Here is a 23036-nt window from a genome sequence, read left to right as displayed (position 1 = left end):
GTCGGCCGCCCAGCGGCCTGCGGGCGAGTGGGCGCCGTTCTTTGGTCTTAGGCCCCACCGGCGGGCGCGTGGGCGGTGCGGCAGGGCTCGCGGGCGCGCGAGCGCTCGACCATTCGGGTGTCCGGGCCCGGGGCGCCCGGGCCCGCTCGGACGTCAGGCCCGCTCGGGCGCACTAAGCCCCCTCGGACGTCAGGCCCGCCCGGGCATGTCGGCGGCGACCACCGAATCGGCGGCCGCTGCGAAGGCGCCGTGGGCAAGGGTGTGCAGCAGTGCGGCCATGCCGTCGCGCTGGAGGCCGGTGCGATCGCCCTGGGCCGGGTGGGGGCCGAGGCTGTGCGGGGTCGAGTTGATCAGGCCGAAGACCGCGTGCACGGCGGCCCGGGCCACCGGCTCGGCGGCGGGGTCGGCGAGCGGCGGGTAGGCCTGCCGGACCACGTCCACCCACAGCTCGACGTAGCCGCGCTGCAGCCGCCGGACGGTGCGGCGGTCCTCCTCCTTGAGGTTGAGCAGCTCGCGGTCGTGCAGGGTGATCAGGTCACGGTCGTTCAGGGCGAAGTCGACGTGCCCGCTGATCAGGGCGTCCAGCGCGGTGGAAGCACCGTCGCCGCCACCCGCCCGGCGCCGCCCCTCCTCCAGCAAGCGCTCGCTGATGCCGATCAGCAGATCGGCGAGCATCGCGTCCTTGCCGGCGAAGTGCCGGTAGAGGCCGGGGCCGCTGATGCCGACGGCCTTGCCGATCTCGTCCACGCCCACTCCGAGGAAGCCCCGGGCGGCGAACAGTCGGGCGGCCTCCCGGCGGATCTGGTCGCGGCGTGGGAGCGCGGAGGCTGTGGGGACGTTCGGCATGCTGCCCATCGTAGACAGTCGGGTTATCGGCCGTTAACCTGGGCCCGTAAGTTAACGTTAATTAACACGGGCACGGTGCACCGCACCGGACCCGCTCACCTGCTGCCGAGGGCAAGGGAGCTCTTGGGAATGGTCATCTCAACCAGCGGCGCCCCCTCCGGCGTCCGGTTCAACGCGGCGAACGGCTCGGCGGCGGCACCGGCACCGGCTGCCGTACCGCCGGGAGCCGCCGCCCCGGCTCCCCGGCTCGGCACCTCCGTCGACCCGGGCTCCGCGGCCTACCGGGCCAACACCGAGGCGCACCAGGCGTTGGTCGCCGAACTGCGCGCCAAGCTCGACGCGGCGGCCCTCGGCGGCGGCGCCAAGGCCCGCGCCCGGCACACGTCGCGGGGCAAACTCCTCCCCCGCGACCGGGTGGACACCCTGCTCGACCCGGCCTCGCCCTTCCTGGAGCTGGCCCCGCTGGCCGCCGACGGGATGTACGACGGGGCGGCGCCCGCCGCCGGGGTGATCGCCGGCATCGGCCGGGTTGCCGGCCGCGAGGTGGTGGTGGTCGCCAACGACGCCACCGTCAAGGGCGGCACCTACTACCCGATGACGGTCAAGAAGCACCTGCGCGCCCAGGAGGTCGCGCTGGAGAACCGGCTGCCCTGCGTCTACCTGGTCGATTCCGGCGGCGCCTTCCTCCCCATGCAGGACGAGGTGTTCCCGGACCGCGACCACTTCGGCCGGATCTTCTACAACCAGGCCCGGCTGTCCGCGGCGGGCATCCCGCAGATCGCGGCCGTGCTCGGCTCGTGCACCGCAGGCGGCGCGTACGTCCCGGCGATGAGCGACCAGGCCGTGATCGTCCGCAACCAGGGCACGATCTTCCTGGGCGGGCCGCCGCTGGTGAAGGCCGCCACCGGCGAGGTGGTCACGGCCGAGGAGCTGGGCGGCGGCGACCTCCACTCCCGCACCTCGGGCGTGACGGACCACCTGGCCGAGGACGACACCCACGCGCTCTCCATCGTCCGCACCATCGTGTCCGGGCTCGGGCCGCGCGCGGCGAAGCCGTGGCCGCTCGCCCCGGTCGAGCCGCCGGCCGTCGACCCGGCCGGCCTGTACGGGGCCGTCCCGGTCGACCCGCGCACGCCTTACGACGTGCGCGAGGTGATCGCTCGACTGGTCGACGGCAGCCGCTTCGCCGAGTTCAAGGCCGAGTACGGCGCGACCCTCGTCACCGGCTTCGCCCGGATCCACGGCCACCCCGTCGGCATCGTCGCCAACAACGGCGTGCTGTTCTCCGAGTCGGCCCTCAAGGGCGCCCACTTCATCGAGTTGTGCGACCAGCGCGGCATCCCCCTCCTCTTCCTGCAGAACATCACCGGGTTCATGGTCGGCCGGCAGTACGAGGCGGGCGGCATCGCCAAGCACGGCGCCAAGATGGTCAACGCCGTGGCCTGCACCCGCGTCCCGAAGCTGACCGTGGTGATCGGCGGCTCGTACGGGGCCGGCAACTATTCGATGTGCGGCAGGGCCTACTCACCTCGCTTCCTGTGGATGTGGCCGGGCGCCAAGATCTCCGTGATGGGCGGCGAGCAGGCGGCCTCCGTCCTCGCCACCGTCCGCCGCGACCAGCTGGAGGCGCACGGCGAGGAGTGGCCGGCCGAGACGGAGGAGGAGTTCAAGCGGCCTGTCCGCGAGCAGTACGAGCGGCAGGGCAACGCCTACTACGCCACCGCCCGGCTTTGGGACGACGGTGTGATCGACCCGATGGACACCCGCACCGTCGTCGGCCTCGCCCTCACCGCCTGCGCCAACGCCCCACTGGCGCCGCCCGCGCCGTACGGCGTCTTCCGCATGTGACGCCTCCTGTGCGGCCGTCGCGAGGCGGTGCCTCGCGCCGCGCTCTCCGTGGTGTGACCCTCATGATGGACCCCCTGATCTGTCCTCGCTTGATGTGACCCCGCTCTTTTGGGTGCGACTCCCGCGGCGCCGGCCCCCATTGCGGGTCGGCGCCCCGACCGCCCACCGCCACCTCCTTCGTACGGCTCCCCTCGACCCGGAGGAACGCCTCCCATGTTCGACACAGTTCTGGTCGCCAACCGCGGCGAGATCGCCCTGCGGGTGATCCGCACCCTGCGGCGGCTGGGCGTCCGCTCGGTCGCCGTGTTCAGCGACGCGGACGCGGACGCCCCGCACGTCCGCGAGGCCGACGTCGCGGTCCGCCTCGGGCCGGCCGACCGCAGCGACAGCTCGGCCGCCGAGACCTATCTGCGCACCGACCGGATCCTCGCCGCCGCCCGCCGCACCGGCGCCCAGGCCGTCCACCCCGGCTACGGCTTCCTCGCCGAGAACCCCGGCTTCGCCCGCGCCTGCGCCGACGCGGGCCTCGTCTTCATCGGACCACCTCCCGGTGCCGTCGAGCTGATGGGTGACAAGATCAACGCCAAGGAGGCCGTACGGGCCGCCGGCGTCCCGGTGGTCCCCGGCAGCCAGGCCACCGCGCCCACCGATGAGGACCTCGTCGCCGCCGCCGACGAGATCGGCTACCCGGTGCTGCTCAAGCCCTCGGCCGGCGGCGGCGGCAAGGGCATGCGCCTGGTGCGGGACCGCGCCGACCTGCCCACCGAGATCGCCGCAGCCCGCCGCGTCGCCCGCACCGCCTTCGGCGACGACACGCTGCTGCTGGAACGCTGGATCGACCGGCCGCGCCACATCGAGGTGCAGGTGCTGGCCGACGCCCACGGCACCACCGTCCACCTCGGCGAGCGCGAGTGCAGTCTGCAGCGCCGTCACCAGAAGTTGATCGAAGAGGCTCCCTCCGTTCTCCTCAATGCCGAGACCCGCGCCGCGATGGGCGCCGCGGCCGTCCGCGCCGCGGAGTCCTGCGGCTACACCGGGGCCGGCACCGTGGAGTTCATCGTTCCCGGCATCGACCCGGACGCCCCCGCCTCCGCCGCCGAGGGGGTGCGGGACTTCTTCTTCATGGAGATGAACACCCGTCTCCAGGTGGAACACCCCGTCACCGAACTCGCCGTCGCCGTCGGCCCGGACTCAGCCCGACTCGACCTGGTCGAGTGGCAGTTGCGCGTCGCCGCCGGCGAACCGCTCACCTTCTCCCAGTCCGACATCTCCTTCCTGGGCCACGCCATCGAGGCCCGCATCTGCGCCGAGGACCCGGAACGCGACTTCCTGCCCACCGGCGGCCGCATCCTCGCCCTGGACGAGCCCCGGGGCGAAGGCATCCGCGTCGACTCCGGTGTCGCCCCCGGAACCGTCGTCACCAGCGCCTACGACCCCATGCTCGCCAAGGTCATCGCGTACGGGCCCGACCGCCCGACCGCGCTGCGCCGGCTGCGCGCCGCGCTGGCCGACACCCGGATCCTGGGTGTCACCACCAACACCGGCTTCCTGCGCCGACTGCTCGCCCACCCCGAGGTCGTCGCCGGACGGCTGGACACCGGCCTGGTGGAGCAGACGGCCCAGCAGCAGCCGGCCCTGCTCGCGACGCCGTACTCCCCGTCGAACGCGGCTGCCACGGCCGGGACCCTGGACGCCGCCGGCTCTGCCGACTCCGCAGGCGCCGCCGACTCCGCGAGCCCTGCGGACACTGCGGACTCCGCGAACGGAACCGCAACCCCGGCGACCCAACCGCCGCCACCCGTTCACCTCCTCTACTACGCGGCCGCACTCGCCCGGCACCTGGCGCTCACCCCGGCCGCCGACCCCGGCGGCTGGACCGATCCGTTCTCCCTTCCCTCCGGCTGGCGCCTGGGCGGCACCCCCGCCTGGACCACCCACCGACTCCGAGCCCCCGGCCAGGACCCGGTGTCGGTGCGCGTCCGTCCGATCACTGCGGGCAACGTAACCGACGCCACTGACAATCCCGCCAGCCCCACCCGCGAGGTGGAGCTCCGGCTCGGCGCCGGACCCGTCCACCGCGCCCGCGCCACCCTGGCGGGCGACCGGCTGCACCTGACCGTCGACGGCCTGCAGACCGCCTTCGCGCTGGCCACCGAGACCTCTCCGGGCCTGGTGGCCGGGCCGGTGACCTGGCTCGGCATCGAGGGCGACGCCTGGCCGCTGCACTCCTACGACCCGGCCGTCGAGAGCGCCGCCGGGGCCGGCGCGCACCACGGCGCCCTGACCGCCCCGATGCCCGGCACCGTCACCGTCGTGAAGACCACGGCGGGCGAGACCGTCCGCAAGGGCCAGCCCCTGCTCGTGCTGGAGGCCATGAAGATGGAACACGTGATCGCCGCCCCGCACGACGGCGTGGTGGCCGACCTGCGGGCAGCCGCCGGCGCCACCGTCGCGATGGAGGACCTGCTGGTCGTGGTCACCCCGGCCGAGGAGGCCGCCGAGCCCGCGGAGGTGCGGTCGTGACCGCCCAGGAGCCCGTCCCCCACGACCCCGACGCCCTCGACCTGGGCCTGCCCGACCCGGTCCGCGCCCCGGGCCTGCCCGAGGAGGTGCGGATCCACGAGGTCGGTCCGCGCGACGGTCTGCAGAACGAGGGCTCGTTGGTGCCCGTCGAGGTCAAGGCGGAGTTCATCACCCGGCTCGCGGCCGCCGGGCTGCGGACCGTCGAGGCCACCAGCTTCGTTCACCCGAAATGGGTACCCCAGCTCGCCGACGCCGAGGAGCTGATGCCCCGGCTCGCCGGTCTTCCGGAGCGTCACCCCGGCCTCCGGCTGCCGGTGCTGGTGCCCAACGAGCGCGGCCTCGACCGCGCGCTCGCCCATCGCGCCACCGACATCGCGGTCTTCGCCAGCGCCACCGAGACCTTCGCCCGGCGCAACCTGAACCGCTCGGCGGACGAGGCCATGGCGATGTTCCGCCCGGTCGTGATCCGGGCCGCCGAGGCCGGAGTCACGGTCCGCGGCTACCTCTCGATGTGCTTCGGCGACCCCTGGGAGGGCCCCGTCCCGGTCGAGCAGGTGGTGCGGTACGGCGTGCAGCTGCTGGAGATGGGCTGCGCGGAGCTGAGCCTCGGCGACACCATCGGCGTGGCCACCCCCGGCCAGGTCGGCGCCCTGCTGACCGGTTTCGCGCAGGCCGGCGTGGCGGCCGACCGGCTCGCCGTGCACTTCCACGACACCTACGGCCAGGCGCTCAGCAACACCCTGGCGGCCCTGCACGAGGGCGTCACCACGGTGGACGCCTCGGCGGGCGGGCTGGGCGGCTGCCCGTACGCGAAGAGCGCCACCGGCAACCTGGCCACCGAGGACCTGGTGTGGATGCTGCACGGGCTCGGCATCCGGACCGGCGTCGACCTGCGCGCGCTGGTCGCGACCAGCGGCTGGATGGCCGAGCGCCTCGGCCGCCCGAGCCCGTCCCGCACCGTCCAGGCGCTGCTCGGCGCCGCCCGGGGCTGACCGGCCCCGGCCCGACTCCCCGGCGCCGGCCGCCCGTTCGCTCCGGCCGGCGCCCCCCGGCACCGCGTTCATCCCTCAATCACACCGTGCGACCGTCCCACCGTCAGACGGACGGCGGCCATCCCGTTGACGCCCGCGGCCACCCCGGCCGGGCACCAGGAGGATCAGATGCTCGACCACCGGCTCAGCAGCGAGTACGAGGAACTGCGGCGCACCGTCGCCGAGTTCGCCCAGGACGTGGTGGCGCCGAAGATCGGCGAGTTCTACGAGCGGGAGGAGTTCCCCTACGAGATCGTCCGGGAGATGGGGCGGATGGGCCTGTTCGGCCTGCCCTTCCCGGAGGAGTACGGCGGCATGGGCGGCGACTACTTCGCGCTCGGCCTCGTGCTGGAGGAACTCGCCCGTGTCGACTCCTCGGTCGCGATCACCCTGGAGGCCGCGGTCTCGCTCGGCGCGATGCCGATCCACCTGTTCGGCACCGAGGAGCAGAAGCGCGAGTGGCTGCCCCGGCTGACCTCCGGCGAACTCCTCGGCGCCTTCGGCCTCACCGAGCCGGAGGGCGGATCGGACGCCGGCGCCACCCGCACGACCGCCCGGTACGACGAGACCACCGACGAGTGGATCATCAACGGGACGAAGTGCTTCATCACCAACTCCGGCACCGACATCACGGGACTGGTCACCGTCACCGCGCTCACCGAGCCGATCGCTCGTTCGAGTGAAGAGGGCGAATTCCGCTCGCCTGTGCGGGAGATCTCCTCCATCATCGTGCCCACCGGGACCCCGGGGTTCCAGGTCTCGAAGAAGTACTCGAAGGTCGGGTGGAGCGCGTCCGACACCCGCGAATTGTCCTTTACCGACTGCCGCGTTCCCGCGGCCAACCTGCTGGGCGAGCGTGGCCGAGGCTACGCCCAGTTCCTGCGGATCCTCGACGAGGGCCGCATCGCGATCGCGGCCCTGGCCACCGGCCTGGCCCAGGGGTGCGTGGACGAATCCGTCAAGTACGCCGGCGAGCGCCGGGCCTTCGGCCGGCCGATCGGCGCCAACCAGGCCATCCAGTTCAAGCTTGCCGACATGGAGCTGCGCGCCCACACCTCCCGCCTGGCCTGGCGGGACGCCGCTTCCCGGCTGCTGCACGGCGAACCGTTCAAGAAGGAGGCCGCGATCGCGAAGCTGTACTCGTCCGAGGCCGCCGTCGACAACGCCCGCGAGGCGACCCAGATCCACGGCGGGTACGGCTTCATGAACGAGTTCCCGGTCGCCCGCTTCTGGCGCGACTGCAAGATCCTCGAGATCGGAGAGGGCACGTCTGAGGTTCAGCGCATGCTCATCGCCCGGGAGCTCGGCATCACGTCGTGACGATCATCCGCTGATGGTCACCCCCTGAGCCGAGTCCACCGGGCAACACACCACTCCACAACGGGTGTTGAGGAGCGACCGACGGTGGAGGAGGCATCAGGGGGTAGCAGGAGCAGCACCACGTCCAGGGGCGTCCAGGGGCCGCGAGGCTGTCCGCGGGGCGTTTGCGGAGTCCCAAGCCGACCCGAGGGGCTCCGCAGGTCCCGCGGAGCCCGGGAGGTCCTCAAGGGATCACGATCACCGGGCGGTTGGCCCGCCGCGCCAGTCGTCCGGAGACCGAGCCGAAGAGCTTGCCGAGTAGGCCGTGCGTCGTGCCCACCACGATCGCGTCGGCGGCGTACTCCCGGCCGACCTCCTCGATCTCGTGGCAGATGTCGCCGCCGCGTTCGATCAGGACCCACGGCACCCCGGCGAGGAAGTCCGCGCAGGCGAGTTCCAGACCGAGGACCTCGGTCCGGTGGTCGGGCAGGTCGACGAAGACGGGGGGCTCGCAGCCCGCCCAGACCGTGGCCGGCAGCCGGTTGGCGACGTGGACGATCACCAGACCGCACTGCGATCGGCGGGCCATGCCGACCGCGTAGGCGAGTGCTCGCTCGCTCGACAGCGAGCCGTCGAAGCCGACCACGACGCCGTGCTGGAACACCGGGTCGAGGGAGTGCCCGGGAGCATCCTGCGCCGACGGACCGGTCGAGCCGCCGAGGGCGCCGGGCACCACCTCGGGGCGCTCGGCGTCGGGACCAGGGCGGCCCGTCACCGGGGCCTCCGCAGGGCCTGACGGCGGCGCGCCGCGCCGCTGCCGGGGCCCTCCTGGGCGGTCGCGCCGGGCGAGGGCGCCACGGCGGGCGAGGCTGCGCAGCGCGCCGACGAGGTTCGCGCGGGCGCCGTCGTTCTCGGGCCCTGCCCCCGTGCTGCGGGGCGCGTCCGGGTCGACCGGTCGAGAAGGCTCAAACACAGCCATGGCTCACGGCTCTTCGAGGGAGAGGGGCCGACAGGAGAGGACAACGCTGCCCGGGCGGCAGGCCCGCCCACGGGATGACGTCGGTCTACACCGAGCAGCACCGTATGTGACCTGTTCCTTTCAGAGTACGACGGGCACGGGGACCAGCCCAGCGGCGAAGCCCCGGAGCGATGTTGTTCCCGCGAAAGAGGGATGCGCACGCCGAAACAGTGCGCCCTGCCCGCAGGCGATCGCGCCCCTACGAAAAGGGTTCCCTGGAGCTTGACTGAGCGGGCCGGAAGGCGCAACAGGCCCACCGGACACCGTGACCGGACTGTCATGGATCGGCGACGATCCGTTGCCGGATGTCGCGAACCGTTACGCCCCGCGAGCCCCGGCCCGCGCCGTCAGCCCCACCCGAACCCGCCGGACACCATCCGTCGAGTGCCGGCCCGGACCCGTTTCAGCCACTTCGTACGGCTTCACGACGCGCTCTGGCATTTGCCACGTGCATAGGCGCGAGCGCTGGCACCATGCTCGGCATGCCCCTGCTCCTGTTCGACCTCGACAACACGCTGCTGCCCCGGGACGCTGCCTTCCGGGCCTGGGCGCAGGACTTCCTGTCCGAACACCACCTCCCGCCGGGCGACCTCGACTGGTTCGTCACCCTCGACGGCGGCGGGTACGTGCCGCGCAGCACCGTACTGTCCGCCGTCCGGCGCCGCTACGGGCTGGACGCCTCCGTCGAGTTCCTGCTCGCGCACTTCCGACGCGGCATCAACTCGCACATCCACTGCCCGCCCCGCCACGTCGAGGCGCTGCGGGCCGCACGGGCAGCGGGGTGGACGCTCGGGATCGTCTCCAACGGCGGCACCAGACCGCAGTTGGACAAGATCAGGCGGACCGGACTGGGACCGCTGGTCGACGGCTGGGTGATCTCGGAGGAGGCCGACTGCGTCAAGCCGGACCCGCTGATCTTCGAGATAGCCGCCCAGCGGTGCGGCGTCCGGCCGACCGGGGACTGGACGGCGCACACCTGGATGGTCGGGGACCACGCGCCCGCCGACATCGCCGGAGCCGAACTGGCCGGGCTGCGCAGCGTCTGGTTGCACCACGGTCGGCCGTGGGCGGAGAGCGGGTACCGGCCGACGCTGAAGGCGGCCGGTCTGCCGGAGGCCGTCGGCTTGGTGCTGGCCGCCCGCAACGCGCCCTCGGCCCGGTCGGTTGTCCGGGCCGGCGTCCGGCTGGGCGTCCGGGCGAATGGGCCGGTGCGTCGGCAGGCGGCCGGGGCGGCCGCCTGGGGGCCGGTCCGCGCGACGGCGCCGCTCGGCGCACGGCCCGGCGCACGCCCGCCGGGTACCGCCCCGGAGGGCCCGAGTGCACCCGTTCCCGTGAGCGCCGGGACGGTCGGTGCCCCGGCCTCGGGGACGGGGCCCGATGTCCGAAACCGATCAGGCGAGTTTGCCGTGATCGCCGACGGCCGCCAGGGCGCTGGGGTGCCCATGGAACCGGGGCTGAGGGCCGATACCGGGGGCGGTCCCGGGGCGGTCCCCGGGGTGCAGCCGGGGGCGGGCGACGGCCGGGTGATCGCACTGGCGCGCCCAACCCCCGTACGCACCAAGGCGGATGGCGGCGAACCCGCCCATGCCGCGTTTGCCGCGCCGCATCTGGCGACGCCGATCACGACCACGACCACGGCGGCCACCCGGTAGCCCGGAGCCGGCTCCGGGCGCGCCGGGGGCCCCGCCCAGAACCGGACACCCGCCGTCGCCGCATGCGCCGCCGCCCCACCCGGCACCCGGACGCTCGTCACCCCATGCCCCTCTGGCCGGGCGCCCTGTGTCCGCGCCCTGCGTCCGGCCCACCGGAAACGGCTGGTCAGCCGCCCGCCGAGGTGCGGGTCCACCAGCGGGTGCGGGCCTGTTCGGCGAACCCGAGGGTGCGGTAGAGCGGTTCGCCGAGCGAGGTGGCGACCAGGGTGGCCGGGCGGTCCGGGTGGGCATGGGCCAGGGCGGTCCGCAGCAGGGCGCGGGCGGCTCCCCGGCCGCGCTGGTCGGGCAGGGTGGCGACCCAGTACACCCCGGTGGCCCGGCCGTCGTCGTAGGTGAGACAGGCGGCCGCCGGGGCGCCGTCGACCCGGCCCAGCCAGGCCCGGCAGTCGGGTCGGCCCAGCAGCTGCTCGGGGAGCGCTTCGTTGCGGGTCCAGGGCTGCCGGGCGGGCAGCGGGAATCCCTCCACGATGGTCCGCTCGACCTGGGCGAAGCCGTCGCCGTCCGTCGCCTCATCGACCGTCAGGACACCGCCGTCGCGCGCTCCGAAGTCGGCGGGGAGCTCAGTGGTACCGCCCTCGACCGGGCCCGGCTCCCGGGCCATCACCGGCATGACCGGCATCCGGGTGGCCCCGAAGCGGGACAGGTCGAGCCTGTCGTACGGGTCCTCCAGGGTGAAGCGGATGGTCTCCCAGTCCTCCAGGATCTCCGCCAACTCATTTTCCAGCGTGCCCGGTTCGCCCGGGGCGCGGGTGACCACGAAGCGGTGGGCGTCGTCCGGGGTGCGCGCGCAGCGGACCGCCGTCAGCCCCGGCTGGACCCGGGACTGCCAGCCGTGCGCATGGGCTTGGGCGAGCCAGAAGGCGGCGGCGTTGTCGTTGGCCAGTTCGAGCCGGCTGTTGCTGTTCACGGCAGGACCGTAGCCCGCCTCCCCGCGCCCCTGCTCAGCCGCCCCGACGCTGGCCGGATGAAGCCTGGGAGGCGCACGACCTGCGCCCGTGCGCCCTCACGTGCACCGCCGATTTTCAGTCAATTTCGCCGCGTGCTCTCCCCCTTGGGCAAACCCGCAGCCCAGACCCGACTCCCGGGCGCCCGGAAGCCGAACGCCCCAGGAACCGTCCCGCGACAACCAGCCACCGTGGCACCGGCCCTCTTCCCAGAAGGGTCGACGGGTGCCACGCTTCGTGATCGAATGCATCACGCCAAATTGCCATGTCGACATAGCGTCGGATGGTGAACTTGTCACAACGGCAATGGTCGACCCGATAGATTTCGATCTTGGCCAGCAGTGCCGCACCACCCACACCACACCACCGAGGGGGCTTGAGCGCCTTGAGCAGGGTGAGCAGGAGCGACGCGGGTCCTGACAGCGGCCAGGCGCCGGCCGGCACCGCGGGTCGGCCCGCGAGAAGCACCGGCACCTCCGGCAGCTCCGCGACCGCCGCCACCACCCGCACCTCCGGCACCCCGAGCACCTCGGGCTCCGCCCCGCACTCCTCCTATCCCCCGGTGCCGTCCGCGGCCGCCACCGGTCCCACCCCGGCCGAGCACGGCGCTCCGGCTTACGGCGCGCCGGGGCCCGGCGGTCCGGGGCACGGCAGGCCCGCACCGTACGGGACGCAACCGCCCCAGGGCGGGTTCCCGAACCAGGGCGGCCATCCGAACCAAGGCCATCCGAACCAAGGCGGCCACCCCACCCCGGGCGGCCACCCGAACTACGCCGGTCAGCCCGGCAGCCGAGGCCCCGTCAACCCGGCCCAGCCGTACGGCGCCGCAGCCCCCGCCTTCACCGGTGAGTACTCCGGCTACAACGGCCACCCGCCCTACCCCGGCGTCGGCGCGGCCCCGGGAGTGAACGGCACCGGCGGCTCGCTCGGCGGCCTCTCGCTGGGCACCGCCCCGGGCCACGGCCAGTTGGGCGCGGGCCAACCGGGCCAGGGCCAGCTGGGCCACGGCGGCGGGCCCGGCGCCAACGGCGCCCCGACGAGCCCCTCGCCGTCCGGTGCCCCGCGCAAGCTGTCCGGCCGGCGGCGCCGGGAGACCGTCGCGGTGCTGATCTTCGGCGGCGCCCCGATCTTCGAGAGCTCCATCCCGCTGTCCGTCTTCGGCGTGGACCGCCAGGACGCCGGGGTCCCCCGCTACCGGCTGCTGGTCTGTGCCGGGGAGGAGGGCCCGCTGGCCACCACCGGCGGCCTGACCCTCTCCGCGCCCTACGGCCTGGAGGCCCTGGCGCGGGCGGGCACCATCGTCGTCCCGGCCTGGCGCTCGATCTCCCAGCCTCCACCGGTCGAGGCGATCACCGCCCTGCGCAAGGCCCACCACGAGGGCGCCCGGATCATCGGGCTCTGCACCGGCGCCTTCGTGCTCGCCGCCGCCGGCCTGTTGGACGGGCGTCCGGCAACGACCCACTGGATGTACGCGCCGACCCTGGCCAAGCGCTACCCCCGGGTGCACGTCGACCCCCGCGAGCTCTTCGTGGACGACGGCGACGTGCTCACCTCGGCCGGCACCGCCGCCGGGATCGACCTGTGCCTGCACGTGGTCCGCAGCGACCACGGCGCCGAGGCGGCCAACGCGCTGGCCCGCCGACTGGTGGTGCCGAGCCGCCGCGGCGGCGGAGGACAGGCCCAGTACATCGACCAGTCTTTACCTGAGGAGATCGGTAACGACCCGTTGGCCGAGGTGGTCACCTGGGCCCTGGAGAACCTGAACCAGCAGTTCGACGTCGAGGTGCTGGCCGCCCGCGCCTACATGAGCCGCCGTACCTTCGACCGACGGTTCCGCACGCTCACCGGCAGTGCGCCGCTGCAGTGGCTGATCACCCAGCGGGTGCTGCAGGCGCAGCGGCTGCTGGAGACCTCGGAGCTGTCGGTGGACGACGTCGCGCGCCGGTGCGGCTTCCGCTCGCCGGTGGCGCTGCGCGGGCACTTCCGCCGTCAGCTCGGGGTCTCCCCGGCCGCGTACCGGACCAGTTACCGGGCCCGTCGGCCCGGACAGCAGCCGCCCGGCCCGGCCGGGACGCACGGCGGCGACCTGCGGCTGCCCGGCGCGCTGCCGCACCCGGCGTCCGCTGGCGCCACGGCCGCCTCGGCGGGTGGAGCGCCGTTCGGCGCGGCGGCGCACGCCGCGCAGCCGGCTCACCCGTTCCCGGCCGGGGGCGGGGCGCAGGCGCCGGGTGGCCAGGCGGGTCAGCAGGGCCAGCCGGTCGGACCCGGGCAGCCGGCGCCGCACGGCCAGGCCGGTCCGTACGGGCCGGGGCAGGCCGGGACGCCGGTCGCCCAGGGCTTCCACGCCCGCACGGGGCAGCCGTATCCGCACCAGCAGGCCTCGCAGCAGCCGCACCCCGGGCAGCAGGGTGCGGCGCGCGGTCCGGTGCGGCCGCCGCTGGTGCCGCCGCAGGTGGGGCCGGGAGCGGGGCGTCCGCCGCGGACCGCCGAGCACGCGGCGGCCGAGGACGGCCACTCGCAGCCGGGGGCGCGCGGTCAGGGCCAGGGCCACCGCACTGCGGTGGAGCGGCCCGGGGACGAACCGGGTGGGGCCGGGCGACCACACGCTGCGCCGGGCGGCCGGGTGCCGACCACCCCCGCCGGGCAGCCGGCGGCCGGGGCGGGCGAGCTCCGGGGCCGGCCGGCCCGGGCGCCGCAAGTGCGTCCCCAGGGCGGCCGGACCGCGGCGGCGGACGGCGGCCGGACACCCCGCGAGGGGCGTCCCGGGCGGGACGGTCATGCGGGCCGCAGCGCCCGGGAGGGCGAGCACCCGGACGGCCGCGGCCCGCACGGCGAGGCGGAGGAGCACCAGGCCGAGGGCCTCGCTCCGGCGCCCCGCTCGGCTCCACCGGTGCCCGCGGCGCGTGATCGCGCCGTAGGGTGAGTTGCGTGAATGACCGTTTGGTATGGATCGACTGTGAAATGACGGGCCTCGACCTCGACCGGGACGCCCTGGTCGAGGTCGCGGTGCTGGTGACGGACTCCGAGCTGAACATCCTCGGCGAGGGTGTGGACGTCATCATCCGCCCGCCGGCGGAGGCGCTGGCGAACATGCCCGAGGTGGTGCGCGAGATGCACACCTCCTCGGGTCTGCTGGAGGAGCTGGAGCAGGGCGTGACCCTGGCCGAGGCCGAGGAGCGCGTCCTCGCGTACGTGCGCGAGCACGTGCCGGAGGCCGGGAGGACGCCGCTGTGCGGCAACTCGGTGGCCACCGACCGCGGCTTCCTGGCCCGGGACATGCCGGCCCTGGAGAAGCACCTGCACTACCGGATCGTGGACGTCTCCTCGATCAAGGAGCTCGCCCGCCGCTGGTACCCGAAGGCGTACTACAACAGCCCGCGCAAGGGCGGGAACCACCGCGCGCTCGCCGACATCCGCGAGAGCATCGACGAACTGCGCTACTACCGCGAGGCGGTGTTCGTGCCGCAGCCCGGTCCGGACGCCGACACCGCGCGCGGCATCGCCGAGAAGTACCAGGCCCCGGCCGGCTGACCCGGCTGCCGCGGCCGGCCGCGCTCATGCGGCGAGGCCGACCCGCTGGCCCGGTCGACTGCCCAACGGTCGGGTCGGCGGGACTGGGGCGACCGCTGCGGTCGGGTCGTCCGGAGGGCCCTGGAGGGTCCTGGAGGGTCCTGGAGGGTCCTGGAGGGTTGAAGGGGGTGCCCGCGTCCGCCGGAGCGAAACCCTGGCGCGAGCACCCTCTCGGATCCTGTAGAGTTCTTCCTGTCGGAACGGGAACGCGAGAGCGGGAACGGACCGGACAGATGGTGGGTGTAGCTCAGTTGGTAGAGCACCTGGTTGTGGTCCAGGTGGCCGCGGGTTCGAGTCCCGTCACTCACCCCAGAGCCCGAGGGGCCGATCTCTTCAAGAGGTCGGCCCCTCGGGCGTTTTCGCATTGCCTCAGTTGTGCGCGGTGGTCCGGGATTTCCGGCCGCCCCCTGCCGCAAGAAGCTACCGGCTAGTAACATCGTCGCCATGACCACTCCTTCGATCGGCCAGATGCTCGACGCCACCGTGCCGATGGCGCACACCCTGAAGCTCGAGTACCTGGAGACCACCCCGGAGCGCGCCGTGCTCCGGCTGCCCGACCAGCCCGCTTACCACAACCACGTCGGCGGCCCGCACGCCGGCGCGATGTTCACGCTCGCCGAGTCCGCCAGCGGCTGCATCGTGCTCGCCGCCTTCGGGGACCAGCTGTCCCGGGCCGTTCCGCTCGCCGTGAACGCCGAGATCGCCTACAAGAAGCTGGCCATGGGCGAGGTCACCGCCACCGCCGTGCTCGGCCGTCCGGCCGCCGAGGTCGTCGCCGAGCTGGACGCCGGCGGCCGCCCCGAGTTCCCGGTCACTGTCGAGATCACCCGCGCCGACGGCGCCGTCACCGGTGTGATGACGGTCACCTGGACCCTGCGTCCCAACTCCTGACCACCACGCGGTCGGTGGAGGCCCCGGGCGGACCGGCCCGGGGCCACCCGCGCGATGACTGTCCGTGACGGCGGGCGTGACTTCGGCGCCCTCCCGCTCGTTCTCAACTCACATGCGAGCCAATCACGCGACGAAGCCCCTGGACCCCGCCCCCCGCGGCACCGCCGAAGCGCGGCGGGCGATCTCCCGGTGGCTGCCCCGCCCGCGCACCCTCGCCGCCGGAGGGGCCCTGCTCGCACAACTCTGGGGCGTGGGAACGCCGGGCGCGTACGCGGCCCCGACGGAACCGCCACGCGGACAGACCCCGCCCGCCGTCCGCCGCGCCCTGCACGGCGGCCCGGTGCCCGACGGCCGGTCAGCCGCCCGGCCCCCGGCACCGGCGCAGGCTCCGGCGCCCGGCTCCCCCGGGCTCGTCGGGGAACTGACCGGCGTGGCACCGGTCGACGGAGCCGCCGACGGGATCGGCGGCGTCCTCCAGCAGCGCATCCGGGCCGGCGGGCTCCCCCTGCCCGGACAGCGCGCCGCCGTGCCCGACGCCTTCGCGCTCGCCTCCGGGCTGCTCGGCAGCGCCCCCGCCCAGGACCGACCGGCCGAGAACCGAGCCTCCCGTGCGGGCGAGCCCGCCGAACCGCCCACCGCCGCGCAGCCGCACGACCGGCGGGCCGTGCCCCAGCCCCGGTCCGGGACGGCGGGCGCTCCGCCGGTCCAGGAGGCGGCGGTCCGCGAGGAGCAGGACGCGGTGGAACCCGCCGACGCGGCAGGCGCTTCAACCTCCACCGCCTCCTCCACCGAACCGGTCACCCCGGCTGACGGCGGGGCGCCCGAGGCGCTCGCCCTCGCCGACACGGCGACCGCCACGGCCGTCGGCGACGGCTCCGCGACGGCCACCGCGGTGCTCGCCCCCATCGCCGCCGGGCTGCTGCTCACCGGCGCCGCCATGTTCAAGCACCGCGGACTGCCGCGCGGGCACTGAACGACTGAGCAGCCCACGGCCCGGACGTCCTCAGGACCAGGTGCAGCAGGCGGAGTTCGCACCCGAGGATCGAGCCGGGCGGCGTGCACCCGCCGGGCCGATGCACGTCGCACCCATCACCGGGCGAGACGGCTCGGCGTGCCGGGGGCGGCGCCGGCGGCGGGGCGGCGGCCGGGAGGCCGGTGAGCGGTTCGGCCTCAGCCGGACGGGCGGGTCGGCTGTGCAACGAGCGCCCTCGGGTCTGCAGCCGGGCGGCAGGGCCGAGGTCCGGCGCGACTCGGTCGGCCGCCAACGGTCCGCGGTCCCGAGGCGGGCCCGGGAGCCGGCCCGAGGCCGTCAGCCACCGTCAGCGGCGCAGCGGCCCTCAGCGGCGCAACGGCCGTCAGCCGCCCTCAGCGGAAGACGCCCGGCGGTGGGGCCGGGGACGGCGCGGCGGTGGCGTCCGTGGCCGGAACGGCACCGGCGGTGAAGTCACTGAGCGCGCGCCCGTGTTCGACCCGCCCGTGGGAGGAGTCGGAGGCGACGCGACGGGTGAGGTCCGCGACGGGGAGCGGGGCGTGGGCCGCGGCGAGGATCAGGTTGCCGAAGCGCTTGCCGCGCAGCACGGCGGGGTCGGCGACCAGGCAGAGTTCGGGGAAGACCGCGGCGAGGGTGGCGACCTGGGAGCGGGCGAAGGCCAGGGCGGCCCCGTCGGCGATGTTGGCGGTGTACCAGCCGCCGGGAGCGAGGGCGCGGGCCGCCAGGGTGGTGAACTCGACGGTGGTGCAGTGCGCCGGGGTGCGGGCGCCGGAGAAGACGTCGGTGATGACCAGGTCGACGCCGGCCTCGGGGGTGCGTTCCAGCACGCTGCGGGCGTCGGCGCCGCGCACCTTGATCTGCCAGCCGCGCTCCAGGGGGAGTTCGGCGCGGACGAGTTCGGTGAGAGCGGTGTCGATCTCGGCGACCTGTTGGCGCGAGCGCGGCCGGGTGGCGGCCACGTAACGGGCCAGGGTGAGCGCGCCGCCGCCCAGGTGCAGGACGGTCAGCGGGCGGCCGGGCGGGGCGGCGAGGTCGATCAGGTGGCCGAGCCTGCGCTGGTACTCGAAGCCGAGGTGGGTCGGGTCGGCGAGGTCGACCATGGACTGCGGGGCGCCGTCGATGAGCAGCGTCCAGGCGGCGGAACGGTCGCGGTCGGGGCGCAGCTCGGCCGAGCCGGAGCCGACCGGACGGGAGAGCGGGCCCTGGGCGTGGGTGCGGCCGCCCGGCCCGGTGGTGGCCGCCGGTTCCGGGTCGCGCGCGGCCCTGCTGCTTCGTCCCATGACGGCCATTATCGCCGCCCCGCGGGCTCGCCCACAGGTCAGGGGCGTGCCGCAGGGGTCCGGCCGGGGAGGTACGGGCCCGGCGGGATCCTCGCGGCACGCCCGTCAGAACGGGCCGAGACCGCCCGCGGTGAGCGTGCAGGCGGCCTCGCAGAGGGCGGAGCGGAGCACCCAGGCGTCGGTGGGACGGACGGCGCGGCCGGCGCCCGTGGGCGGGATCACCCAGCAGGGGTCGGTGGGGGCGGGCACCAGCGCGCCGGCCGTACAGGAGCTGCCGGGCAGGTGCCATGTCTCCCAGGTGCCGGCCGGGACGAGGAAGGAGACGGCGCTGCCGTCGCGGCTCTGTAGGACGGCTCCGCAGGCGCGGCGGAGCCGCAGGATGTCGACCGCCTCCAGCCCGTGCCGGAGGGCGACCGTCACGGTGTCGCAGGTGGTGACCAGCGCGGCCTCCTCGGGGGCGGCGCCGTCCCTGCGGCGGCCGCCCCAGGGGCCGCAGCCGCCGCCGACCTGGCTCCGGCCCGGGAAGCGGTCGTCGGCGGGGTCGGGGAGCAGCGCGGGGGCGGCGCCGGCGAGCACGCCCCCGGGGACGGGTCGGTACTGCGGCAGTCCGGTGGCCATCACGGGCCCTCCTGTACCTCGTCGGGGTCGGAAGCGCGGCCGCCGGTGGTGGGACGCCGGGGCGGGGACGGGCCGGGGGGCGGCCTGGGCTTCCACGTATCAGGACAACGCGGCGATGGCACTGGAGGCCACGGGGCGCCTTACAGCAAGGCATGGCATTTCATGGCAGATATCCCGCAACCACGCCCGTTTTGCAGGGTATTGAGGGCTTATGTCCCACAAACCGCCTGTGGCCGCTCGGTAACTCCGAGTACTCTCGGCGCCATGGCAGCCACCCCACCGGCCGAGCCGAACCGACCGTCCCCCAACACCGTGATGCGCGCACTGCGCGGCGACCGCTCACCCGGCGAGTTCGCCATGGCCGTGCGTCGGGCAGCCCGCGAGATCGGCGAGCACGTGTCCTGCGACGCCCGCTACATCGGGCGGGTCGAGTCCGGTGAGATCCGCTGCCCGAACTACGCCTACGAGCGGGTCTTCCGGCACATGTGGCCGGACCGCACGCTCACCGACCTCGGCTTCGCCCCCCGCACCGCCGTCCGCCGCCGCTCAGCGGACGGCGGTGGGGCGGCCGGGGCCGCCGAGGCGCCCCCGCTCCAGTCCGTGCTCCATCCACCGTTCCCGTCCCTGCCCGCCCCGCGCTCACCGCTCTCCACCCAACTCCCTTACGCTGCCTCGCCGTACACGGATCCAGCCGCTCCGGACGGTCCCCCGTGGCCGAGGGCCGGCGCGGTGCCCAGGGGGCCCGACGGACCGCCCTATCTCGACGAGGAGAACGACGACGTGCGTCGCCGTACGTTCCTGGCCGGCGGCTCGGCCGCGCTGGCCACCGTGATCGGCATCGACCGACCGGCCGCGGCCGGTCCCGTGACCGGCACCGGTTTCCGCCCGGCCGGCAGCCGGGGCGCCGTCGCAGGTGCCCTCCCCGGTGCGGAGGTCACCGCGCCCAGGCTGCTCGGGCTGGATCCGGTGGTGCCCGGCCGCCCCGGGCCGGTGCCACCGCCCCGCAAGGTCGGCGCCGCCGAAGTGCTCGGTGTCGAACGGGCCATCCGGGACATCAGACTGGCCGACGACGCCCACGGCGCCGACGCCCTGTACGACCTGGCCGGGCAGTCGCTGCGGACCGCCTACGTCCTGCTCAACGAGGGCGAGTACAGCGCCGAGACGGAGCGCAGGCTCCAGGCGGGGGCCGGTGAACTGGCCATCTCGGTGGGCTGGTTGGCACACGACTCGAACCGGCTCGCGGACGCCCGCTCGTTCTACGCGGAGGCGCTCGCCACCGCCCGGATGGCCGGGGACTCCGCCCTGGAGGCGCACGTCTTCTGCAACAGTGCCTTCCTCGCCCGGGACGCCGGGCGCCCGCGCGAGGCACTGCGTGCCGCGCAGGCCGGGCAGTCCGCCGCGCGGTACCTGGACTCCGACCGGCTGCTCGCCCTGCTGGCGATGCGCGAGGCCGGCGCCTGGGCCCTGCTGCGGGACCGCTCCGCCTGCGAACGCGCGCTCAGCCGGGCGTACACGTTGTTCGACCGGGGGCCCTGCGAGGCCGACCCGGAGTGGATGTCCTTCTTCGGCGAGGCGGAGATCGCCGGCCTCCAGTCGCAGTGCTGGTCCGCGCTCGGCGACTGGGACCGTGCCAGTGAGCAGGCCGCGCTGGCCATAGCGCTTCAGGAGCCGCACTTCGTCCGCAACCGGGTGCTGTACACCGCCGAGCTGGCCCACGACCGGCTCGGCCGGGGGGACTTGGCGGGTGCGGCGCACCACGGCTCGGCCGCCGTCGCGCTGTTCGGCGAGGTCCGCTCGGCCCGGATCCGCAGCATGCTGGCGGACACGGCGGGACGGTTGCGCCCGCACGCCGCGGTCCCCGAGGTCCGCCGCTTCCTGGCCGGCTACGACCGGGCCGCGGCGGCCTGAGCGGTCGGTCTGACGGTCCCCAAGGCCTCAGCCGGCCCGGCCGGCCCAGTGGACTCGGTGGACTCGGTGCACTCAGTGGCCCGGGTTGAGCCCGAGCCCTTCCAGGTGGGACAGGTCGTTCCACACCTCGACCGCCGGGGCGCCGTACTCCCAGGACAGCACGCACAGCGCCGCCGTTCCGAGCTTGAACCGCTGGGCGAACTCGGGCGGCAGGCCCAGCCAGCGGGCGGTCAGGATGCGCAGCAGGTGGCCGTGCGCGAACAGGACGACGTCCTGGTCGGCGCAGTGCATCACGGTGGTGTCCGACTGCGGGACGCCGTGCTCGTCGTTGAGGCCGGCGAGGAAGGAGTCCACCCGGGCGGCCACCTCGGAGAGCTTCTCGCCGCCGGGCACGCCGTCGCGCCAGATCAGCCAGCCGGGGTGGTCGGTGGCCCGGATGTCCGCGCCGGTGCGGCCCTCGTACTGGCCGTAGTCCCACTCCAACAGCTCGGGGCGGGCCACTGCGCGGTCGCCGAAACCGGCCAGTGCGCAGGTCTCCTCGGCCCGGCCGAGCGGGCTGGTGTAGACGAGCGCGTCCGGCAGCCCGTTCCAGGGCGCCTTGGCGAGTCGGGCGCCGAGCGCCCGGGCCATCGCGCGGCCCGCCTCGGTCAGCGGGATGTCGGTGCGGCCGGTGTGGCGGCCGGTGGCCGACCACTCGGTCTCACCGTGGCGGACCAGGACGATTCGGGCGGGCATGGGAGGACTCCTCGCAACGGGGCGGTCAACGGTCGGTCTCACCCTTGAGCACCGGGCTCCATGATCCCCCACCCGGGCGGCGGCCACGAGGGCGACCCCGGTGACCGGCGGTGCCGCGTCCGGTCGAGCCGGTCGTCACCCGGGGCCTCGGCCCGTCCGGAGCCTCGGGCGGGTGCCCGTGACCCGGGCGGGTGCCGCTGCGGGCGCCGATCTGTCCGGCCGACCGCTCAGGCTTCGATGTTCTCCAGGTCGTCGAGCAGGCTCGGCCGCGTCGGCTCCCAGCCGAGCGCGCGGCGGGTGTGAGTGCTGGACGCGGGCTGGTCGGTCGCGAAGATCGGGCCCAGGGGGCCGAAACCCTCCTGCGGAACCGACGTGGCCGGGAGGCCGAGCCGCCGCCCGATGACCGCGGCGATGTCGCGGACGGCATCACCCTCGTCGGCGACGGCGTGCCACGACGTTCCGGCCGGAGCCTTCTCCAGCGCGAGGCGGAAGAGGAGGGCGGCGTCGAGCGCGTGGACGGCGGGCCAGCGCTGTGCGCCGTCCCCGGGGTAGCCGGCGACGCCGGTGCGGCGGGCGATGTCGGCGAGCAGCCCGGCGAAGCCGCCCTGGCCCTGGTTGTGGACGGTGCGCGGGAGCCGTACCGCCGAGCTGCGCACACCCTGCGAGGCGAGCGCGAGTGCGCGGTTGACCGACGTGCTGCGTCCGCCGACGGGCCCCTGGGCGGGCAGCGGGTCTTCCTCGGTCGATGCGCGCCCCGGCACGTGGGGGGTGCCGGACACGGTGACGAGCGGCCGATCCGTGCCGACGAGGGCGTCGCCGAGCGCCGCGAGCGCAGCGCCCTCTTCGGCGACTCCGCGCGCGAGCGCCTCGGGCGAGCTGAAGTCGTTGCTGAAGGCGAGGTGGATGACGCCGTCGGCCTGTTCCGCGCCGGTTCGCAGTACGTCGAGGTCGGTGAGACCGCCGCGGAGCACGCCGGCGCCCGCGGCCTCGGCGCGTGCCGCAGAGGCGTCGGAACGAGCGAGGGCGGTGACGGAATGGCCTGCGGCGAGCAATTCGGCGACGACGGCGGAGCCGATCAGGCCCGTTCCGCCGGTGATGAAGACGCGCATGGCGAGCTCCAAGGAGTGATGCGACTGGTGTCCCATCACGGTACACCGCGATGGGACGGATGTCGCGTCGCCTACCATGGTCGTATGCCGAGATGGAAACCGGATGCCAGGCAGCGCCTGGTCGTGGCCGCACTCAGCCTGTTCGCCGAGCAGGGCTACGACGACACGACGGTCACTCAGATCGCCGAGCGGGCGGGGCTCACCCGGAGCACCTTCTTCCGCCACTTCTCCGACAAGCGGGAGATCCTCACCGCGGGACAGACGACGCTCAGCCGCCTGCTGGCCGAAGGCATCGAAACCGCCCCCGTGGACGCGACACCGCTGGCGGCCGTCGCAGCCGGCCTGGAGCGCGCGTCGGGCGAGATGACGTCGTTCAACCGCGAGCTCAGCCCGCTGCTCCACGCGGCGATCGAGGCGAACGAGGAACTGCAGCGGCGCGATGCGCTGAAGAGCATCGGCATGGCCGCGGCGATGGTCGACGCGTTGCGGAGACGGGGCGTCCCGGAATCCACCGCGCAGGTGGCCGCCGGACTCGGCGTCCTCGCGTTCAAGCTCGGATACACCCGGTGGGTCGACCCCAGCCGCGACGAGGCCCCGGGTGAGCTGGTGACCCTCACCCGAGCCGCGTTCGACGAACTCCGCGCGGCGGCTGCGGAGCTTCGCTAGCGGCACCCGGCGAACCGGCGTCCGCCGACCGCCCCGGCCGTCCCGAC

17 protein-coding genes, 1 tRNA gene and 1 pseudogene are annotated in these 23036 nt (G+C 74.6%); 12 read left to right on the top strand and 7 right to left on the bottom strand.

From position 1 onward, the window contains the following. Nucleotides 1-189 precede the first annotated feature (189 nt). The gene (locus ACZ4WV_RS09180) at nucleotides 190-846 is read right to left on the bottom strand and encodes a TetR/AcrR family transcriptional regulator (RefSeq protein ID WP_465744372.1); all 657 of its coding nucleotides are present in this window, start codon (nucleotides 844-846) and stop codon (nucleotides 190-192) included. A gap of 129 nt (nucleotides 847-975) precedes the next feature. Between ACZ4WV_RS09180 and ACZ4WV_RS09175 the strand changes: the two genes are divergently transcribed. From ACZ4WV_RS09175 to ACZ4WV_RS09160, 4 genes are all read left to right on the top strand, one after another. After that, nucleotides 976-2694, top strand: a complete 1719-nt coding sequence (locus tag ACZ4WV_RS09175) for a carboxyl transferase domain-containing protein (protein ID WP_465744370.1) — start codon at nucleotides 976-978, stop codon at nucleotides 2692-2694. Nucleotides 2695-2907: 213 nt separating this feature from the next. Then, complete coding sequence (locus ACZ4WV_RS09170) at nucleotides 2908-5217, top strand: acetyl/propionyl/methylcrotonyl-CoA carboxylase subunit alpha (RefSeq protein WP_465744368.1); 2310 nt, start codon at nucleotides 2908-2910, stop codon at nucleotides 5215-5217. Beyond that, a complete protein-coding gene (locus ACZ4WV_RS09165; RefSeq protein ID WP_465744366.1) occupies nucleotides 5214-6209 on the top strand; it encodes a hydroxymethylglutaryl-CoA lyase in 996 nt (331 codons plus the stop codon). Before ACZ4WV_RS09170 ends, ACZ4WV_RS09165 begins: the two co-directional genes overlap by 4 nt. A gap of 168 nt (nucleotides 6210-6377) precedes the next feature. Beyond that, nucleotides 6378-7568, top strand: a complete 1191-nt coding sequence (locus tag ACZ4WV_RS09160; RefSeq protein ID WP_465744364.1) for an acyl-CoA dehydrogenase family protein — start codon at nucleotides 6378-6380, stop codon at nucleotides 7566-7568. A gap of 223 nt (nucleotides 7569-7791) precedes the next feature. Here the strand turns inward: ACZ4WV_RS09160 and ACZ4WV_RS09155 are convergent, their stop codons facing one another. Then, the gene (locus tag ACZ4WV_RS09155; protein ID WP_465744407.1) at nucleotides 7792-8283 is read right to left on the bottom strand and encodes a universal stress protein; all 492 of its coding nucleotides are present in this window, start codon (nucleotides 8281-8283) and stop codon (nucleotides 7792-7794) included. Nucleotides 8284-9047: 764 nt separating this feature from the next. Between ACZ4WV_RS09155 and ACZ4WV_RS09150 the strand changes: the two genes are divergently transcribed. Then, the gene (locus tag ACZ4WV_RS09150) at nucleotides 9048-10217 is read left to right on the top strand and encodes an HAD family hydrolase (RefSeq protein ID WP_465744362.1); all 1170 of its coding nucleotides are present in this window, start codon (nucleotides 9048-9050) and stop codon (nucleotides 10215-10217) included. Nucleotides 10218-10383: 166 nt separating this feature from the next. Here the strand turns inward: ACZ4WV_RS09150 and ACZ4WV_RS09145 are convergent, their stop codons facing one another. Further along, a complete protein-coding gene (locus ACZ4WV_RS09145) occupies nucleotides 10384-11184 on the bottom strand; it encodes a GNAT family N-acetyltransferase (protein ID WP_465744360.1) in 801 nt (266 codons plus the stop codon). A gap of 1106 nt (nucleotides 11185-12290) precedes the next feature. On the opposite strand from ACZ4WV_RS09145, the pseudogene ACZ4WV_RS09140 reads away from it, so the two are divergent. The 5 genes and pseudogenes from ACZ4WV_RS09140 to ACZ4WV_RS09120 all read left to right on the top strand — a co-directional run. After that, nucleotides 12291-13278, top strand: a pseudogene (locus ACZ4WV_RS09140) (helix-turn-helix domain-containing protein); the annotation flags it as partial. A gap of 871 nt (nucleotides 13279-14149) precedes the next feature. Next, nucleotides 14150-14752: an oligoribonuclease gene (gene orn / locus ACZ4WV_RS09135; RefSeq protein ID WP_465744358.1), complete on the top strand. Its 603-nt coding sequence runs from the start codon at nucleotides 14150-14152 to the stop codon at nucleotides 14750-14752. A gap of 275 nt (nucleotides 14753-15027) precedes the next feature. Next, a tRNA-His gene (locus ACZ4WV_RS09130) sits at nucleotides 15028-15103 on the top strand. A gap of 132 nt (nucleotides 15104-15235) precedes the next feature. After that, a complete protein-coding gene (locus ACZ4WV_RS09125) occupies nucleotides 15236-15682 on the top strand; it encodes a DUF4442 domain-containing protein (protein WP_270146831.1) in 447 nt (148 codons plus the stop codon). 112 nt (nucleotides 15683-15794) lie between these two features. Beyond that, complete coding sequence (locus tag ACZ4WV_RS09120) at nucleotides 15795-16655, top strand: hypothetical protein (protein ID WP_465744357.1); 861 nt, start codon at nucleotides 15795-15797, stop codon at nucleotides 16653-16655. Nucleotides 16656-17047: 392 nt separating this feature from the next. Here ACZ4WV_RS09120 and ACZ4WV_RS09115 read toward each other — a convergent pair whose 3' ends face one another. Beyond that, nucleotides 17048-17953, bottom strand: coding sequence for a spermidine synthase (locus ACZ4WV_RS09115; RefSeq protein ID WP_465744355.1), 906 nt, complete (start codon nucleotides 17951-17953; stop codon nucleotides 17048-17050). Between the two features lie 105 nt (nucleotides 17954-18058). Next, complete coding sequence (locus ACZ4WV_RS09110; RefSeq protein ID WP_465744353.1) at nucleotides 18059-18571, bottom strand: hypothetical protein; 513 nt, start codon at nucleotides 18569-18571, stop codon at nucleotides 18059-18061. A 264-nt stretch (nucleotides 18572-18835) separates the two neighbouring features. On the opposite strand from ACZ4WV_RS09110, the gene ACZ4WV_RS09105 reads away from it, so the two are divergent. Then, nucleotides 18836-20479, top strand: a complete 1644-nt coding sequence (locus ACZ4WV_RS09105; RefSeq protein WP_465744351.1) for a tetratricopeptide repeat protein — start codon at nucleotides 18836-18838, stop codon at nucleotides 20477-20479. Nucleotides 20480-20551: 72 nt separating this feature from the next. Here ACZ4WV_RS09105 and ACZ4WV_RS09100 read toward each other — a convergent pair whose 3' ends face one another. Further along, complete coding sequence (locus tag ACZ4WV_RS09100; protein WP_465744349.1) at nucleotides 20552-21214, bottom strand: histidine phosphatase family protein; 663 nt, start codon at nucleotides 21212-21214, stop codon at nucleotides 20552-20554. A 227-nt stretch (nucleotides 21215-21441) separates the two neighbouring features. Further along, a complete protein-coding gene (locus tag ACZ4WV_RS09095) occupies nucleotides 21442-22323 on the bottom strand; it encodes an SDR family oxidoreductase (RefSeq protein WP_465744347.1) in 882 nt (293 codons plus the stop codon). An 84-nt stretch (nucleotides 22324-22407) separates the two neighbouring features. Here ACZ4WV_RS09095 and ACZ4WV_RS09090 point away from each other — a divergent pair, with 84 nt between their 5' ends. Then, nucleotides 22408-22989 carry a TetR/AcrR family transcriptional regulator gene (locus ACZ4WV_RS09090; protein WP_465744345.1) on the top strand — a complete coding sequence of 194 codons (582 nt, stop codon included), beginning with the start codon at nucleotides 22408-22410 and terminating at the stop codon, nucleotides 22987-22989. The last annotated feature ends 47 nt before the right edge of the window (nucleotides 22990-23036 follow it).

The organism is Kitasatospora sp. NPDC029312 (genome assembly GCF_055569215.1).
The sequence above is the reverse complement of the archived record's forward strand: the minus strand, read 5'-3'. Positions and strand labels throughout refer to the sequence as shown.

Excerpts from the sequence above, each read along its gene's own strand:
- ACZ4WV_RS09180 (WP_465744372.1), bottom strand. The coding sequence starts at position 846 with ATGCCGAACGTCCCCACAGCCTCCGCGCTCCCACGCCGCGACCAGATC.
- ACZ4WV_RS09175 (WP_465744370.1), top strand. The coding sequence starts at position 976 with ATGGTCATCTCAACCAGCGGCGCCCCCTCCGGCGTCCGGTTCAACGCG.
- ACZ4WV_RS09170 (WP_465744368.1), top strand. The coding sequence starts at position 2,908 with ATGTTCGACACAGTTCTGGTCGCCAACCGCGGCGAGATCGCCCTGCGG.
- ACZ4WV_RS09160 (WP_465744364.1), top strand. The coding sequence starts at position 6,378 with ATGCTCGACCACCGGCTCAGCAGCGAGTACGAGGAACTGCGGCGCACC.
- ACZ4WV_RS09150 (WP_465744362.1), top strand. The coding sequence starts at position 9,048 with ATGCCCCTGCTCCTGTTCGACCTCGACAACACGCTGCTGCCCCGGGAC.
- ACZ4WV_RS09125 (WP_270146831.1), top strand. The coding sequence starts at position 15,236 with ATGACCACTCCTTCGATCGGCCAGATGCTCGACGCCACCGTGCCGATG.
- ACZ4WV_RS09120 (WP_465744357.1), top strand. The coding sequence starts at position 15,795 with ATGCGAGCCAATCACGCGACGAAGCCCCTGGACCCCGCCCCCCGCGGC.
- ACZ4WV_RS09115 (WP_465744355.1), bottom strand. The coding sequence starts at position 17,953 with ATGGGACGAAGCAGCAGGGCCGCGCGCGACCCGGAACCGGCGGCCACC.
- ACZ4WV_RS09110 (WP_465744353.1), bottom strand. The coding sequence starts at position 18,571 with ATGGCCACCGGACTGCCGCAGTACCGACCCGTCCCCGGGGGCGTGCTC.
- ACZ4WV_RS09105 (WP_465744351.1), top strand. The coding sequence starts at position 18,836 with ATGGCAGCCACCCCACCGGCCGAGCCGAACCGACCGTCCCCCAACACC.
- ACZ4WV_RS09100 (WP_465744349.1), bottom strand. The coding sequence starts at position 21,214 with ATGCCCGCCCGAATCGTCCTGGTCCGCCACGGTGAGACCGAGTGGTCG.
- ACZ4WV_RS09095 (WP_465744347.1), bottom strand. The coding sequence starts at position 22,323 with ATGCGCGTCTTCATCACCGGCGGAACGGGCCTGATCGGCTCCGCCGTC.
- ACZ4WV_RS09090 (WP_465744345.1), top strand. The coding sequence starts at position 22,408 with ATGCCGAGATGGAAACCGGATGCCAGGCAGCGCCTGGTCGTGGCCGCA.